The sequence below is a fragment of the Haloterrigena gelatinilytica genome, from assembly GCF_013342145.1.
Lineage (GTDB): Archaea > Halobacteriota > Halobacteria > Halobacteriales > Natrialbaceae > Haloterrigena > Haloterrigena gelatinilytica.
The window spans coordinates 3,260,970-3,275,942 of record NZ_JABUQZ010000001.1; the positions used below are offsets into that span (position 1 = coordinate 3,260,970).

Annotated in this window: 13 protein-coding genes and 2 pseudogenes; 7 read left to right on the plus strand and 8 right to left on the minus strand. The window is 68.7% G+C overall.

What is annotated here, in order from left to right; all coding sequences use genetic code 11:
• Positions 1-117: 117 nt before the first annotated feature.
• The 3 genes from HTZ84_RS16240 (at position 118) to arsN2 (ending at position 2,553) form a co-directional block, all read left to right on the plus strand.
• Entirely contained in the window at positions 118-1,362 is a 1,245-nt protein-coding gene (locus tag HTZ84_RS16240) for an aminotransferase class V-fold PLP-dependent enzyme (protein ID WP_174681631.1), read from the plus strand.
• Positions 1,363-1,485: 123 nt separating this feature from the next.
• Positions 1,486-2,040 carry a dihydrofolate reductase family protein gene (locus HTZ84_RS16245; protein WP_174681632.1) on the plus strand — a complete coding sequence of 185 codons (555 nt, stop codon included), beginning with the start codon at positions 1,486-1,488 and terminating at the stop codon, positions 2,038-2,040.
• 42 nt (positions 2,041-2,082) lie between these two features.
• Positions 2,083-2,553, plus strand: coding sequence for an arsenic resistance N-acetyltransferase ArsN2 (arsN2, locus tag HTZ84_RS16250; protein WP_174681633.1), 471 nt, complete (start codon positions 2,083-2,085; stop codon positions 2,551-2,553).
• A 50-nt stretch (positions 2,554-2,603) separates the two neighbouring features.
• Here arsN2 and HTZ84_RS16255 read toward each other — a convergent pair whose 3' ends face one another.
• On the minus strand, positions 2,604-3,005 hold the full coding sequence (locus tag HTZ84_RS16255) for a hypothetical protein (RefSeq protein ID WP_174681634.1): 402 nt from the start codon (positions 3,003-3,005) through the stop codon (positions 2,604-2,606).
• A 215-nt stretch (positions 3,006-3,220) separates the two neighbouring features.
• On the opposite strand from HTZ84_RS16255, the gene HTZ84_RS16260 reads away from it, so the two are divergent.
• The 4 genes from HTZ84_RS16260 (at position 3,221) to HTZ84_RS16275 (ending at position 5,877) form a co-directional block, all read left to right on the plus strand.
• Entirely contained in the window at positions 3,221-3,856 is a 636-nt protein-coding gene (locus tag HTZ84_RS16260) for an HD domain-containing protein (RefSeq protein ID WP_174681635.1), read from the plus strand.
• 108 nt (positions 3,857-3,964) lie between these two features.
• The gene (locus tag HTZ84_RS16265) at positions 3,965-4,213 is read left to right on the plus strand and encodes a hypothetical protein (protein ID WP_174681636.1); all 249 of its coding nucleotides are present in this window, start codon (positions 3,965-3,967) and stop codon (positions 4,211-4,213) included.
• 182 nt (positions 4,214-4,395) lie between these two features.
• Complete coding sequence (sufU, locus tag HTZ84_RS16270; RefSeq protein ID WP_008893003.1) at positions 4,396-4,815, plus strand: Fe-S cluster assembly sulfur transfer protein SufU; 420 nt, start codon at positions 4,396-4,398, stop codon at positions 4,813-4,815.
• A gap of 297 nt (positions 4,816-5,112) precedes the next feature.
• Positions 5,113-5,877, plus strand: coding sequence for a 2-phosphosulfolactate phosphatase (locus tag HTZ84_RS16275; protein WP_174681637.1), 765 nt, complete (start codon positions 5,113-5,115; stop codon positions 5,875-5,877).
• 221 nt (positions 5,878-6,098) lie between these two features.
• Here the strand turns inward: HTZ84_RS16275 and HTZ84_RS16280 are convergent.
• From HTZ84_RS16280 to HTZ84_RS16310, 7 genes and pseudogenes are all read right to left on the minus strand, one after another.
• Positions 6,099-7,828 (minus strand): annotated as a pseudogene (locus HTZ84_RS16280) (IucA/IucC family protein).
• A 3-nt stretch (positions 7,829-7,831) separates the two neighbouring features.
• Positions 7,832-9,325, minus strand: a complete 1,494-nt coding sequence (locus HTZ84_RS16285) for a lysine N(6)-hydroxylase/L-ornithine N(5)-oxygenase family protein (RefSeq protein ID WP_174681638.1) — start codon at positions 9,323-9,325, stop codon at positions 7,832-7,834.
• Positions 9,318-9,500, minus strand: a complete 183-nt coding sequence (locus HTZ84_RS16290; RefSeq protein WP_394353279.1) for a hypothetical protein — start codon at positions 9,498-9,500, stop codon at positions 9,318-9,320. The genes HTZ84_RS16285 and HTZ84_RS16290 overlap by 8 nt, the downstream gene beginning before the upstream one ends.
• A 40-nt stretch (positions 9,501-9,540) precedes the next feature.
• On the minus strand, positions 9,541-10,071 hold the full coding sequence (locus HTZ84_RS16295; protein ID WP_174682607.1) for a GNAT family N-acetyltransferase: 531 nt from the start codon (positions 10,069-10,071) through the stop codon (positions 9,541-9,543).
• A gap of 32 nt (positions 10,072-10,103) precedes the next feature.
• A pseudogene (locus HTZ84_RS16300) lies at positions 10,104-12,008 on the minus strand (IucA/IucC family protein); the annotation flags it as partial.
• Positions 12,005-13,597, minus strand: coding sequence for a pyridoxal phosphate-dependent decarboxylase family protein (locus HTZ84_RS16305; RefSeq protein WP_174681639.1), 1,593 nt, complete (start codon positions 13,595-13,597; stop codon positions 12,005-12,007). The pseudogene HTZ84_RS16300 and the gene HTZ84_RS16305, both read right to left, overlap by 4 nt.
• Positions 13,594-14,967, minus strand: coding sequence for a diaminobutyrate--2-oxoglutarate transaminase (locus HTZ84_RS16310; protein ID WP_174681640.1), 1,374 nt, complete (start codon positions 14,965-14,967; stop codon positions 13,594-13,596). Before HTZ84_RS16310 ends, HTZ84_RS16305 begins: the two co-directional genes overlap by 4 nt.
• Between the last annotated feature and the right edge of the window lie 6 nt (positions 14,968-14,973).

Consider the following 14,973-nt stretch of genomic DNA (forward strand, 5'->3'; position numbering starts at 1 on the left):
TCCGTCCACTATCCACCGCTTCCCGCATCCCGTTTTTCGCGCATCGTCCGTCGCAGACGACGGCTTCGAGTGCCTCGACCGAAGGAGTGTTTTGTCTGGGGTTCCTCCGGGTAGACAATGAGTCAACAGAACCTCGAGTCGCTCGACGTCGGAGCGATTCGCGACGAGTTCCCCATCCTCGAGCGCGAGTTCGACGGCCAGCAGGTCGTCTACCTCGACAACGCGGCGACGACCCAGACCCCCGACCCGGTCGTCGACGCGATGAGCGACTACTACCGCGAGTCCAACGCGAACATCCACCGGGGGATCCACCACCTCAGCCAGGAGGCCTCCATCATGTACGAGGAGGCCCACGACCGCGTCGCCGAGTTCATCAACGCCGACGGCCGCGAGGAGGTTATCTTCACCAAGAACACGACCGAGAGCGAGAACCTCGTCGCCTACGCGTGGGGCCTGAACGAACTCGGCCCCGGTGATCGGGTCGTCCTCACGGAGATGGAACACCACGCCTCGCTGGTCACGTGGCAACAGATCGGCGAGAAGACCGGCGCCGACGTCGAGTACATCCGCATCGACGATGACGGCCGTCTGGACATGGACCACGCCCGCGAACTCATCGACGACGATACCGCCATCGTCTCCGCGGTCCACGTCTCGAACACGCTGGGGACGGTCAATCCCGTCTCCGAACTCACTGATCTCGCCCACGAACACGGGGCGCTCTCCTTCATCGACGGCGCGCAGGCGGTCCCCAACCGCCCCGTCGACGTCGAGGCCATCGACGCCGACTTCTACGCCTTCTCCGGTCACAAGATGGCCGGCCCCACCGGGATCGGCGTCCTCTACGGCAAGCAGCACCTCCTCGAGGAGATGGAGCCGTACCTCTACGGCGGCGGCATGATCCGGAAGGTCACCTACGAGGAGTCCACGTGGGGCGACCTCCCCTGGAAGTTCGAGCCCGGCACGCCCCAGATCGCCGAGGCCGTCGGTCTCGAGGCCGCCATCGACTGGCTCGAGGACATCGGCATGGAGCGCATCCAGACCCACGAGGAGGAGATCGCCCGCTACGCCTACGAGCAACTCGAGAGCGAGGACGACGTCGAGATCTACGGCCCCGAGCCGGGCCCCGACCGCGGCGGCCTCGTCAGCTTCAACGTCGAGGGCGTCCACGCCCACGACCTTGCCTCGATCATGAACGACCACACGATCGCGGTCCGGGCCGGCGACCACTGTACCCAGCCGCTCCACGACAAGCTCGGCGTGCCGGCCTCGACTCGAGCGTCGTTCTACGTCTACAACACGCGCGAGGAGGTCGACAAGCTGGTCGCGGCGCTCGAGGACGCTCGCGAGCTGTTCGCGTAATCGGTTCTCAGTCCCCGCGATATCGTCCACGATTTCGGTTTCGCGTCTTCTACTACCCACTCGAGGAGCCGAGGCCCTCGAACAACCGCGCGAGCTATCGCCGTCGGCGACCTAGACGCGGCGATGACCCGCGGGACCGTCACGCTGTACATCGCCGCCAGTCTGGACGGGTTCATCGCGACCGAAGACGGCGGCGTCGAGTGGCTCGAGGAGTACGCGAGCGACGACGAGAGCGAAGACGACGGGAGTTTCGAGGCGTTCTTTGCCGGCGTCGACTGCCTCGTCATGGGCTCGCGGACGTACGAACAGATCCTGTCGTTCGACGAGTGGCCCTACGGCGAGAGACCGACGTTCGTCGTCACGAGCCGGGACCTCCCGCTCGCGACCGACCGCGTCGAACTGGTCGCCGGCGATCTCCGCGAGTCGGTCGACGGGCTCGAGGAACGGTACGACCGCATCTGGCTCGTCGGCGGCGCGGCGCTCGCGCAGTCGTTTCTTCGGGAGAGACTCGTCGACGAGATCCGGCTGACGGTCGTTCCGGTGTTGCTCGGCGGCGGTATCCGCCTCTTCGGCGATGACGGTACGGAACGCGCCCTCGAGACGGTCGAGTGTACGTCGTTCGAGAGCGGACTCGTCGAACTTCGATACGACGCGTCCGGGTGCACTCCGTCGATTTGACCCGGTTGAACCGCGATCCGGCGAAGGTATTAGTCGACTCGCGTGGGTGCCACGAGCACGAGCAGCGTGACGGTCGTACTTCGGCGGGCCGACGAGAGCGACCTCCCGTACGTCGAGCGCCTGCTGTCGGACGAGGAGTTGCCGTCGGCGGACGTCCGGTCGTCGCCTGCGCGGTTCTACGTCGGCTATGACGGAGACGAGCGAATCGGTATCGGCGGCCTCGAGCGCTACGGCACCGACGGGCTGCTCCGCTCGATCGTCGTCGAGCGATCGGCGCGAGGCAACGGGTACGGCGCGGCCCTCTGTGCGGCGCTGGAGCGGCGGGCTCGAGCCGCCGGCGTCGAAACGCTGTACCTACTGACGACGACCGCGGCCGAGTTCTTCGCGACTCGAGGCTACGAGTACGTCGAACGGGCCGACGCGCCGCCCGCGATTCGGGAGACGGCCGAGTTCGACGACCTCTGTCCCGCGTCGGCCGCGTGTCTACGGACGTCCGTGCTCGAGGGAGCGTGACCGGACCCGGACACGGGTGTGACGCGACGGAATCCGTCCGACGAAACCGGTCAGGGCGATCGCGTCCGGTTCGCTAGATTCGACCGACGGTCGATCGCCGTCTCGAGAGCGGCGCCGAGGAGAACGCCGACGAGCACCTGCCCGTACACGACGTACGGCAGGGGATCGTGTAACGTGAAAAACGCAGTCAAGACCGCCATCCAGCAGACGTAGGCGAGGACGCCGCCGATAGCGAGGTTCGACAGTCGCAGCCCGGCGACCGCCGTTAGCGAAAAGCCGACGACCCCCGTTCCGAGCATCGCCAACGCCAGGATCGCCGCGTCCCCGCTCGCGGCCTCGGGGAGGTACAGGAACCACTTCCAGGCGTCGCCGCCCCGCCACGGCCACGCGACGTAGCCGACGACGGAAAGCAGTATCGCGCTCGTGACGATTTCCTGCGGTCGTCGTCCCATAGTTACTCCTCTGACGATCGAGTATAAAACGATCTAGTAGTATCTGGTTGATATTTACGACGGGCCGAACCGACGCGAGTTCCGACCGAGCGCGCTCGCGGTAGTAGTCTGCAATCGGTCGCTCCGATCGGCGTCGCCGCGAACCCGACCGCGGAGTGGCGACCTCGACCGCTCGAGGACGGCGCGTTTATTTCCCTTCGGAAAAAGCGACGGCTATGCTCGAGGCAGTCCGAACCCGCGCGCGCAGCTATTTCCAGGCGGCCCCGCCGGCCCACGACTGGCACCACGTCCGACGCGTCGAGACACTCGCCGAGACGCTGATCGACCGCCATCCGAGCGACGGAATCGACGAGCGGGTCGTGCGCCTCGCCGTCTCCCTCCACGATATCGGCCGCGAGAGGGAGGACGCCGGCGAGATCGACGACCACGCGGTGTGGGGCGCCCGCGAGTCGCGTCGCATCTTCGAGGACGTCGGCGCCGATCCGGCGACGATCGATGCCGTCGCCCACTGCGTGCGCGCCCACCGCTATTCGAACGCCGTCGAACCCGAGACCCTCGAGGCCGAGATCGTCAGCGACGCGGACGACCTCGACGCGCTCGGGGCGGTCGGGATCGCGCGCACGTTCAGTTACGGCGGCGCGCTGGGCCAGGAGATCCACGATCCCGCGGTGCCGGTCGCCGACGACGAGACCGCATCGGGCGCCACGCAGTACAACCACCTCCACAAGAAGATCCTCGAGCTCCCGGAGCGGATGTACACCGACGTCGGTCGCGAACTCGCCGAGCGGCGCGCGGCGTTCGTCCGCGAGTACGTCGCGCAGTTCGACGCCGAACTGACCGGCGAGCGCTGATTCGATCCGAGCCGATCGATCCTCGAGCCATCAATTCTGAAACAACAACAAACTCGCGTAGGGTTTTTGGTGATCGCTCCGGTACTAGTCCCTGCCGAGGTGAGAACGATGCAAGAGAGTACGCTCGGTCGTCCCGGACGGGATCCCTTCGAGACCCTGGTCGATGTTCTCGCCGAGGCCAGCCGGTACGACCTCCTCCTGGGGGTCGTCCCGGTCGCGTTTACGGTTGCGCTGGTCGCGGCACACGTTCTGCGCCTGCCGGTAGTGCACGCGATGTTCGTCGCGGCGACTATCGGCGCGCTCGTGGTCATCGATGCCTGCTACCTCAATCCCCCCGTCGACCAGGGATCGCCGTAGCGGTATCGACCGCCAACCGTTTCCCGCGGTCGATGGGCCGCGTCGAGGGAGAACTGTACCGACGCCAGCGACGCGTCCGCCGAGTAGCGCCCGTTTGTGACCGCAGTCGGACCGCTCGCGATACCGGAGCAGCGTCGGCCCCGGAACCCTTTTACAACTCTCGCGTCTATTCGGGACTACCAATGGGACTGGGCTCGGATATGTACCGACAGCAGATCCTCGACCACTACAAGAACCCCCGTAACTACGGGGAGCTCGAGGATCCGACGTTCACCCATATCGGCGAGAACCCGATGTGTGGCGACGAGATTCGCATGGACGTCAAGCTCGGCGACGACGAGGAGACGATCGAGCACGTCGCGTTCAAGGGCGACGGCTGTGCGATCAGCCAGGCCTCCGCGAGCATGCTCTCGAAGGAGCTCCGCGGGAAGACCCTCGAGGAGCTCCAGGAGATGAACCGCGACGACGTCATCGACATGCTCGGTGTCGACATCTCGCCGATGCGGGTCAAATGTGCTGTTCTGGCGGAGAAGGTCGCCCAGGACGGTGCGGAGATCTACCAGGGCGAACTCGACGTCGAGAAGACGACGACCGAGGACTGAGCGGCTTTCGGCGGCAGCATCGCGCGGTACCGGCTGACCGATCGACGGAGCCGAGGCCTCGAAACTCGACGGTCCCGACGTCCCTTTTTCGTTCGCGGTCAATTCCGCCGTCCGCGCTCGATTCCAAGCGTTCGTTCGACATCGCGTTCCTCGTCGGGTCACCGGCCGTCGTCTCGATCGCCGCCCCGGGCGGCTAAGCGCGACGATCTACAGTCAAACATAGGACACTGTTTAGCACGGGGTTCGGTCCGTACGCCACATATACGAGTTCACGGTCGAGTCGTGGAATGACGGAGTATGGCCTCGCAGCCACCGCTCGAGATCGACGCACAGTACGCCGACGGGCTGATCCCGTCTCGAGGACAGCTCCCGCAGGAGCCCGAACCGGCCAACTACGTCGTCATCGACGTGACCCACTACTCGACGACCGTGCTGGAACTGTTCGCCGCCGGCGCCGAGTGCGTTCACGTGCCCGAGGAACGCGGCGACGAGTTCGCGTTCCGGAAGGACCACCCGGACGCGAAGATCGGCGGCGGCAGCACCGACGACTACACGCCGACGGAGGGGTACGACTTCTTCAACTCGCCCAGCTACGTCCACGAGGTCGACGTCGAGGGTCGACCGACCGCGATCACGTCGACGAACGGCGGCGCCGCGGTCACCGACCTGCGCAAGCGCGGCGGCGACGACGTCGACGTCTACATCGGCGCGACGGCGAACGCGGCCGCCGTCGCCGACCACCTGCGCGGCGACGACAAACCGACCGTCCCGGTCGCCGCGGGGTCGGAGCTGAAGCCGTCGCCGGAGGACACCGTCGGGGCCGTGCTCGTCCGGCGCTATCTCGACGGGAACCCGCCGAGCGAGGCGGAGCTCGCCGCCTACCAGGAGATCATCGAGGCCGGCAAGCTGGCGAAGTGCGTCGACAAGGCCGACATCCGCGTTCGCGACCTGCTCGAGTACAGCAAGCGGATCGACGTCCACACCGCGGTGCCGAAGCTGGAAGGACAGCGCCTCGTCGACGTGGCCGGCGACGAGGAGGAGCGGAATGCGCCGTCGGCCTGAGGGCGCCGGCGGGTCGGACTGCGAGCGCGGCGACGACCCGGCCCCGCGGTACGACCTCCACACGCACACGCGGTTTTCGGACGGCTCCGAGATGGCGTCGATGATCGAGGCCGCCGTCGCGATCGGTTCGATCCGGTCGAGACGTACGAGCGGCGCCGCCGCTGCGGTCGCGTCCGTAACGATGGGGAGCGTGTCCGTCTCCGAGCCGCGGACCGCTCAGGTCACCGGTCGGGGTCGACTTCGGACAGCGGGTTCGGCACGGTGCCGTGCTCGATGGCGTGGGGCCGCTCGGGGCGGTCGCCGTAACCGAAATCGACGATCCGGTTGCGGTTCAGCGTCAGTTTCGGGAGCGTCGGCTCGAGCAGGTCGAACAGCTCGAACCGATCCTCGAGTTCGGGGAACCGCTCGTGGTAGTCCTCGATCGCGGCCCGGACCTGCCCCCAGAACCGTTCCTCCGGGTAGTCGTGATGGCGGGCCAGCAGGTCCGGACGTCGTCGACGAAGTCCTTGACGGCGAGGCGCGACGGCCGGTCGTCCTCGAGGACGAGGATCGTGTTCTCGCCGTGGGGCGAGAAGGCGGTCCCGTACCGGTAGAGGTAGTGCAGCAGCGGCGGGAGCATCGTGGCGAACAGCTCGTCGAGCCACTCGGAGAGCTCGAGGTCGGAGCGGGCGACCAGCTTCGAGACGACCGGTTCGCCGTCCTCGACGTGTAGCAGCGACGAGAGGGTCATCGCCCGCTCGCCGTCGTCGATCAGGCCCGTGACGCTCTCGCGCCAGACGGTGCCAAGCAGTTCCTTGTACTGGTAGGCCGGGGCCTCGAGCGCGTCGAACGTCGGGTGATCGAAGTTCACGCCGGCGATCTCGCCGGGGAGGACGACCTCGCACTCGTCGCGCAGGAACGGGTCCGAGTCCCGAACGTCCTTGACGTACTCCGTGACCAGCGGGGCGGCCTCGGTGCGCTCGCCGGGGAGCCCGCGCCAGACTAACGTGTTGCTGATCATCATCGGGAGCTTCACGTTGTGCTTACCGGGCTCGTCGGCGTTGACGAACGTCCGGATCGACTGCATCGGCAGGTACTCGTCGGGACCCCGCCCCAGCGGCACGATGTCGTCCGTCGCGATCTGTTTGCCGAACAGCGGTACGACGGTGTTCTCCCACTGCCAGTCGTGAACCGGCAGGAAGCGGTAGTCGTCGGGGTCGAGCCCGCGGTCCTCGAGTTCCGCGCGGAACCGCCCGTAGTGGCTTCCGAGTTCCGACTCGAGCAGCGACTCGTGGTCGAGTCCCTCGACGCTCACGAACTCGGCCGCCTCGCGAGAGACGGCACACCACGAGAGCCGGATCGACTCGGCGCGCTCGGGCGCGTAGTCGCGGTAGTCGTCGTACCCCCAGCCGACTCGGCCCTTGTTGAACGTGAGCCACGGGTGGCCGGTCATCTCGCCCTCGATCTCGGCGTAGGACATGTCGAGGACCGATTTCTCGGCGTCGGTCTCGTCGCCGTCCGCGGCGTCGATGTGGGCGTCCGCGAGCAGCGTGTTCGTGTACTCGCGGACGAGGTGGCTGGCCGTGATCGAGTCCATGTCGATCGTCGGCTCGATGTCGACGACGAACTCGAGAGGGTCGTCGGCGGGTTCGAACCCGTCGCCGGCGTCGCGCTCGATCGAATCGGCGCGAACGCCGAGGGTGTCCCAGAACCGCTCGACGGCGTCGAAGCGGTAGCGCGTTCCCTCGAGGTCGATCTCGTAGGTAGTCCACTCGCCGTCCGAGTCGTCATCGGCTCGGTCGCCGTCGACCGGTTCGGGTTCGATCAGATCCTCGTAGGTGAACTCCCGTAGGATCTTCGCGAGCAGCTCCTGCCCGACGTCGGCCCAGCGGTCCTCGGTCAGCACGTCGTCTAGCGTGTCGATACCGTCGAGTCCGTACTCCGTCTCGGTGTCGTGTCGTGGATTCTGCATGGGTTACTCCGTATCAGGTGCAAGCGATCGCGGCGCGTCGGTGCGAACCGGCGCGTGGTCGGCGAACCGTTCGACGTCGAAGTCCTGGAAGACGGTGTCCCGATCGATCGGGTACACCTCGCGGTCGGCGAGTCGCTCGATGATGACCGCGTTCCGGTAACAGCCGAGTCCGAGGTCCGGCGTGCCGACGCCGTGGGTGTGCATCTCGGCGTTCTGGACGAACACGCGACCGCCGGCGTCGTCCGCCCCGCCGAGGTCCCCCTCGAGGCGGTAGTCCTCGCTCACCTGGAACCGACCCCGGTCGTCGAACGCGATCCGGTCGGCGATCGACTCGAGGAAGGTCGGCGTCGGCCGCTGATAGCCCGTTCCGAAGATCACGGCGTCGGTCTCGAGGGCGAACCGATGGTCCTGCTGGCGGTGTTCGCACTCGAGCCAGTAGCTGCCCTCGAGGCGCTCGATATCGCGGACCGCGGTCGTCGCGAGCATCCCGAAGTCGGGGTCGCGGTCGCCGATCGAGCGCTCGTAGAGGGTGTCGTAGATCCGCTCGCTGGTCTCGGGATCGATCCCCTTGTACAGCAGGTCCTGGTCGGGCAGCAACTCGTCCTTGCGAGACTGGGGCAGGTCGTAGAAGTACTCCGTGTACTCGGGCGTGAAGTGCTGGAGCCCGAGCTTCGAGTACTCCATCGGGAAGAAGCCGTCCGAGCGGGTGAGCCAGTCGAGTCGGAACCCGCGCCCGGACTGGCGCTCGAGCAGGTCGAGGACGACTTCGGCGGCGCTCTGCCCGGAGCCGACGACGGTGATCGAGTCGGCCTCGAGGACGTCCGCGCGACGGTCGAGGTAGTCGGCGGTGTGGAACAGGGGGGAGTCCCCGTCGGCGTAGTCGCGTGCGAACTCGGGCAGCGCGGGCCGGGAGCCGACGCCCATGACGAGATCGTCGGCCCGGTAGCGGTAGCGCTGGCCCGTCTCGGGGGCGACGGCCTCGACGACGAACGTCCCGGCGTCGGCCGTTTCGTCGGCACCGTCACGCCCGCTGTCCGCGTCCGCAGCCTCGTACTCGACGCTCGTCACCTCCCGGCCGAACTGCGTCGTCGGCACCGTCTCGGCGACCCAGCGCAGGTAGTCGTCGTACTCGCGGCGGGGGATCTGGAACGTCTCGTAGAAGTAGAACTCGTAGATCCGATCCCGCTCGCGGACGTAGTTGAGGAAGCTGTAGGGGTTCGTCGGATCGGCCATCGTCACCAGATCCGCGAGGAACGGCACCTCGAGCGTGGCCCCCTCGATCAGCATCCCCTCGTGCCAGGCGAACTCGGGTTCGCGCTCGAGGAAGACGGCCTCGAGGTCGCAGTCGGGATCCGCGCCGTCGAGCAGCGCCGCGAGCCCGAGGTTGAACGGCCCGAGACCGACGCCGAGGACGTCGTAGCGACCGCGATCGATGACGGGTTCGGACGCGTCGTCGTCGCCGTCGACGACGGGCACGGAGCCGTCGTCCTCAGTCATCGTCGCTCACCTCCGGCCGTCGCGGCGCCGCCTCGTCCGCGGTCGCGCCCGGCGGCCAGACCTCGCGTTCGAACCGCTCGCGTTCGCAGACGACGAGCCTGGCCGTCTTCTCCTCCTCCGCGAACTCGAACCGGCGCTCGAGCTCGCAGCCACACCGTTGGGCGGCCGCCAGCACCGCGTCGTTGCGGGCGTCGGGTTCGGACGACCGCCGGGTCTCAGGGGTGGCGGAACTGGAACGCGCGTTCGCAGACGACGAGCCTGGCCGTCTTCTCCTCCTCCGCGAACTCGAACCGGCGCTCGAGCTCGCAGCCACACCGTTGGGCGGCCGCCAGCACCGCGTCGTTGCGGGCGTCGGGTTCGGCGACGACCCGCCGGGTCTCGGGGTGGCGGAACTGGAACGCGATCATCGCCCGGAGCAGCGCCGTCCCGTACCCCTGCCCGAGATACTCCTCGGGGCCGATCAGGAGGTGAATTCCCTGGTCGGCGGGGTCGGCGTCGTAGTAGGCCGCCAGGTCGTCCTCAGCGACCCAGTAGCGCTCCCAGTAGCTCATCGGCACGTGATCCAGACAGCCGACGTACAGCGTCTGGTGGTCGTCCGCGAGCTTCTCGCGGAGCGTCGCCCGGAACTCGGGCAGCGGCTCGTCGAGTCGCCAGTAGGGCTTGACGTGATCCGAACCGAGCCAGGCGTGCAGGCGACCCAGATCCCGCTCGAGGTCGACCGGGCGGAACCCGATGTGACGGTCGATCGTCTCGTCGTAGTACTCGAAGGCTCCGGCGCGTCCGGCGAGTCGGCCGCGTCAGTGGAACCGTCCGCCGGCGGGTCGGCGAGCGGGTTCCGCACGTCGGCGTAGACCGACTGCTCGTCGAGCGAGGAGGCCTCGAGTTCGTCCAGCCCGCGGAAGCGAGTCAGCAGGTTCGCCTTGCGCGGCACCGTGTCGGACTCGAGCAGCGGGTCGAGGATCGACGTTCCGGGCCGGTCGAACTTCCGCAGGGACTCGAGTTCCTCGCGGAGGACGGCGAGCAGCCGCTCTTCGTCGACCAGTCCCGCGGTCCCGAAGGCGTTGACCACGCCGAGGGCGTTGTTGAGCACGACGTAGTAGCGGATCCGCTCGTCGGCGACCGCGTCGGGGCAGACGGTGCCGGCGCGTTCGCCGATGCCGGGACAGACGGCCTCGACGCGGTCGTAGGCGTTCTCGGGGAAGTAGTAGCCCTGGTTGTCCCGGTAGCGGAACTCGTCGGGGTAGCCCGCCTCGTCCAGCGTGAGCACGCTGTTCTGCTGGTGGGCCTCGAGCCCGATCCCCCGCTCGAGGTAGAGCCACAGCAGCGGTCGCACCGAGATTTCGAGGTAGCGGCGGAACCACTCCTCGCTGACCGCGGCGGCGTCGCGGCCCTCGCGCTCGGCGATCGAGGCGACGACGCGACCGAGTCGGGAGGTCCCGTCTCCGATCGCGTCCTGACAGAGCGCGACGACGGGCGTCGCCCGCCGGACGTCCTCGCCCCGGAAGGGGTTCGCCCGGAGAACGACCTCGAAGCCGGATTCGTCGCCCTCGACGCCCAGCGCGTCGGGATCGATCGTCAGGTAGGCCGGATCACGGATCACGTCGAAGTCGGGGAACCGATCGCGCAAGTCGTCGCCGAGCTCGGTCGCCAGCAGGTCCGAAATGGCGACCCCCCGCTCGAGTTCCGGCCGCTTGTTCGTCCGCAGCGAGTTGGTGATCTCGACGGCGAGCGAGCCCTTGACCATGAACGGCGAGTCGGGCGCGTACAGCGTCCGCACGGAGGTCGTCGGGTGGAACTCCCGTCCCAGTTCTCCCAGCGACTCGAGTTTGCCCGCGGAGACCAGATCCCGTACCTCGGGGCGCTCGAACAGCCGCTCGGCCTGCCACGGATGGACCGGCAGGAGCACGTCGTCGTCCGCGAGGCGCTCGAGGAACGCCTCGTCGACGGTCGGGTCCTCGCGAAGCGCCTCGCGGACCCACGCCGCGGCGGAGTCGTCGCGCGCGGACCCGCTCTCGACGATCGAGGGGTCGGCCCGAACGTAGTGCAGCGGGAACGAGCCCTCGAGTTCGGGGGCGTAGCGCTCGGCGTCGCGTTCCATCCCCCGGCGGCTCTTCGGCGTCGGGTGACGGAGGTGCCCGAAGACCAGCGACTGTTCGGCCTCACGGAAGGTGAAGTCCGTTCCGTACAGGGTCTCTTCGTCGCCTGCGCGGGCGTCGACGTACCGCTCGACGTTCCGGCAGGAGCGGACGACCCGCTCGATGAGGTCGTCGCGGTTCGGGTCGGCTCCCCGCTCGAGTTCGAGTTCCTTCGTCGCGAGCGTCGCCAGCGTGGTGTAGTCCAGTTCGACCGGTTCGCCGCCGGACTCGAGGGCGGTCGAATCGCCCTCTCCCGCGCCGGTTGCGGCGCGGTAGGCGGCGGGCAGATCGAACAGGTGGCGGCCCGTCGGGGACCGGTAGTCGACGGGGACGAAACACTCGATCCCCTGGCTCGCCAGCGGGATCCGCAGCACCTGCCCGCTGGCCGGTTCGCGGTCGATCGGCGCCTCCGAAGCCGGGACGAACTCGCCGACCCCGGTCTCGTGGCGGTAGCAGTTCAGGAAGCTGTGCAGCGTGGCCTCGCGCGCGATTCGCGTCGCGTCGACGCCGTGTTCGTCGGTCTCGGGTGTCGTCTGTCGTGGGCTCATGCGGAATCGATCACCTCTCGGTCGGTTTCGAGCGCCTCGCCGCGGTCGACGACCGCCTCGAGGACGCCTCGAAGGTCGGAGAGCGTCGTTCGCGGGTTCAGGAGCGTGAGCTTCAGCGCGGCGGTGCCGTCGACCTCGGTGCGGGCGAGGATGGCCTCGCCGTCGGCCAACAGCTCGTCGCGAATCGCCCGGTTCACGCGGTCGACGGCGGCGGCGGTGGAGGAGGAATCGGGACCGGATCCGGATTCGTCGTCCGGCCGGTAGCGGAAGACCACCGCGCTCAGTTCGGGGTCGCAACACAGTTCCAGCGCCGGGTCGGCCCGGATCTCGTCGGCGACCGCGTCGGCCAGCTCGCAGACGTACTCGACGCAGTCGGCCACGCCCGTCCGGCCGAGAGCGTTGAACGTCACGAACGGCTTCAGCGCGTCGAACCGGCGGGTCGTCCGGGTCGACTTCGAGACGAGGTTCGGCACCCCGGCCGCGTCGTCGCGCTCGGGGTTGAGGTAGGCCGCGTTGCGCTCGAGGTGCCGGTAGCGGTCGCCGTCGCGGAGCAGGAAGGCCCCGCAACTGATCGGCTGGTAGAACAGCTTGTGGAAGTCGACGGCGATGGAGTCGGCGCGATCGATACCCTCGAGCTTCGGCCGTAGCCGGTCGCTGATGGCGCACGCCCCGCCGTAGGCGGCGTCGACGTGGAGCCACAGGTCGCGGTCGGCGGCTCGGTCCGCCAGCGCCGCGAGCGGATCGATGCTGCCGAAGTCGGTCGTCCCGGCCGTGGCGACGATCGCGAACGGGTGGCGGCCGTCGGCCTCGAGGCGCTCGAGGGTCGCATCCAGCGCCTCGAGGTCGATCCGTCGGTCGCCGTCGGTCGGGACGGAGACGACCGCGTCCTCGCCGAGCCCGAGGTGGTGGGCGGCCTGTTCGGCGGTGAAGTGGGCGGCGTCCGAGCAGAGGAGGCGGAGGTCGGATACCGCTTCGGGTCCGAGCCCCTCCGTCTGGACGTCGCGGTCGAACCGCCGCTCGCAGTACCAGTCGCGGGCGAGCAGGAGGCCGAGGAAGTTCGACTCCGTGCCGCCGCCCGTGAAGACGCCGTCCGCGCCGGTCGGGTAGTCGAACAGGTCACAGCAGGCGTCGACGACCCGCTCTTCCAGCACGGACGCCGCGGGCGCCTGGTCGAACGAGTCCATCGACTGGTTCGTTCCCGACAGCAACAGCTCCGCGGCCAGCGCCGGGACCGTCGGCGGGCAGTGGAGGTGGGCGACGCAGCCGGGATCGTGGACGCGAACGGAGTCCGCGAGCACGTCGTCGGCGACCGTCTCGAGGGCGTCCTCGATCGACGATCCGTCGTCGGGGACGACCTCCAGGTCGGCCAGTCGCTCGCGAAGCGCCCCGTGGTCGGTCCCCGCGTAGGGGCCCTCGGCCGTCGCGAACGACTCGAGGAGGACGTCCCGCGCCCGGTCGATCGCGTCCGCGTAGGCGGCGTTGCCGTCCGGGCCGCCGAGGAACGCGGTCGCGGCCGTCGGCGGCGGCGTCGGGTCGGCGTCCGCGGCGGGAGATCGGTCCCGGTCGACCGCCCTGCGCTGGCCCGTCACGTCGGCACCTCCGTCGGCGCCCGATCGTCGGCGACGACCGCGCGAACGCTCTCGCGGACGATTTCGCCGACCTCGTCGACTTGCGATTTCGATATCGTCAGCGGCGGCAGGAACCGGACGACGCTCCCGTGGCGGCCGCCGGTCTCGACGATCAGGCCGCGGTCGAACGCTTCCGACTGGACCGCCGACGCGAGGTCTCCGTCGGCGGGGTAGTGCCCGAGCGAGTCGGGCTCCCCGTCGGGATCGACGAGTTCCATCCCGAGCATGAGCCCGCGCCCGCGGACGTCGCCGACGACGTCGACGGTCGCGGCCGTCTCCTCGAGGTGGTCCCGCAGCCGGTCGCCCATCTCGGCGGCGCGGTCGTCGAGGTCGTTCTCGAGGACGTGCTCGATGGTGGCGACGCCGGCGGCCATTCCGAGCTGGTTACCCCGGAACGTGCCGGCGTGGGCGCCGGGCTCCCAGACGTCAAGCGACTCGTCGTAGACGACGACCGAGAGCGGGAGTCCGCCGCCGACGGCCTTCGAGAGCGTCATCACGTCGGGAACGACGTCCGCGTGCTCGACCGCGTACAGTTCGCCCGTGCGGCCGAGTCCGGTCTGGATCTCGTCGACGATCAGCGGAATGTCCCGTTCGCGGGTGATCCGGCGCATCTCCCGGAGCCACTCGGCGGGCGCCGGCACCGCGCCGCCCTCGCCCTGAACCGGCTCGACGATCATCCCCGCGGGGTCGACGATCCCGCTGTCGGGGTTCGAGAGCGTCCGCTCGACGTACTCGGCGCTCGTCCGCCAGCAGTCCTCACCGCCCAGCCCGAACGGGCAGCGGTAGGCGTGGGGGTAGGGCAGGTGGTGGACGTCCGGCATCAGTCCCGGAATCGGCTCCTTCGCTTCCGTGTCGCCCATCAGGCTGAGGGCGCCGTTGGTCATCCCGTGGTAGCCGCCCTGGAAGGCCAGCATCGACCGGTTCCCCGTCGCCGTCTTGGCGAGTTTCAGCGCGGCCTCGACGGCGTCCGTCCCGGCCGGGCTACAGAACTGGACCTTCGCGTTCGCGGCGAACTCGTCGGGGAGGCTCTCGAGCAGGCGGTCGACGAACCGCTCTTTCACCGGCGTCGTCAGATCGAGCGTGTGGACCGCCCGGCCGCGTTCGAGCAGTTCCTCCATTCGCTCGACGACCGCGGGGTGGTTGTGCCCGAGCGCGAGCGTCCCGGCGCCCGCGAGGCAGTCGACGTACTCGTTTCCGTCGACGTCCTCGATGACGGCGCCTTCGGCGCGGTCGATGGCCAGCGGCAGCGACCGCGGATAGGTCCGCGCGTTCGACTCGCGGCGGGCCTGCTGGGCGAGGAGGTCGTCCGCGTCGGAACCGTCACCGATCACGGCTGC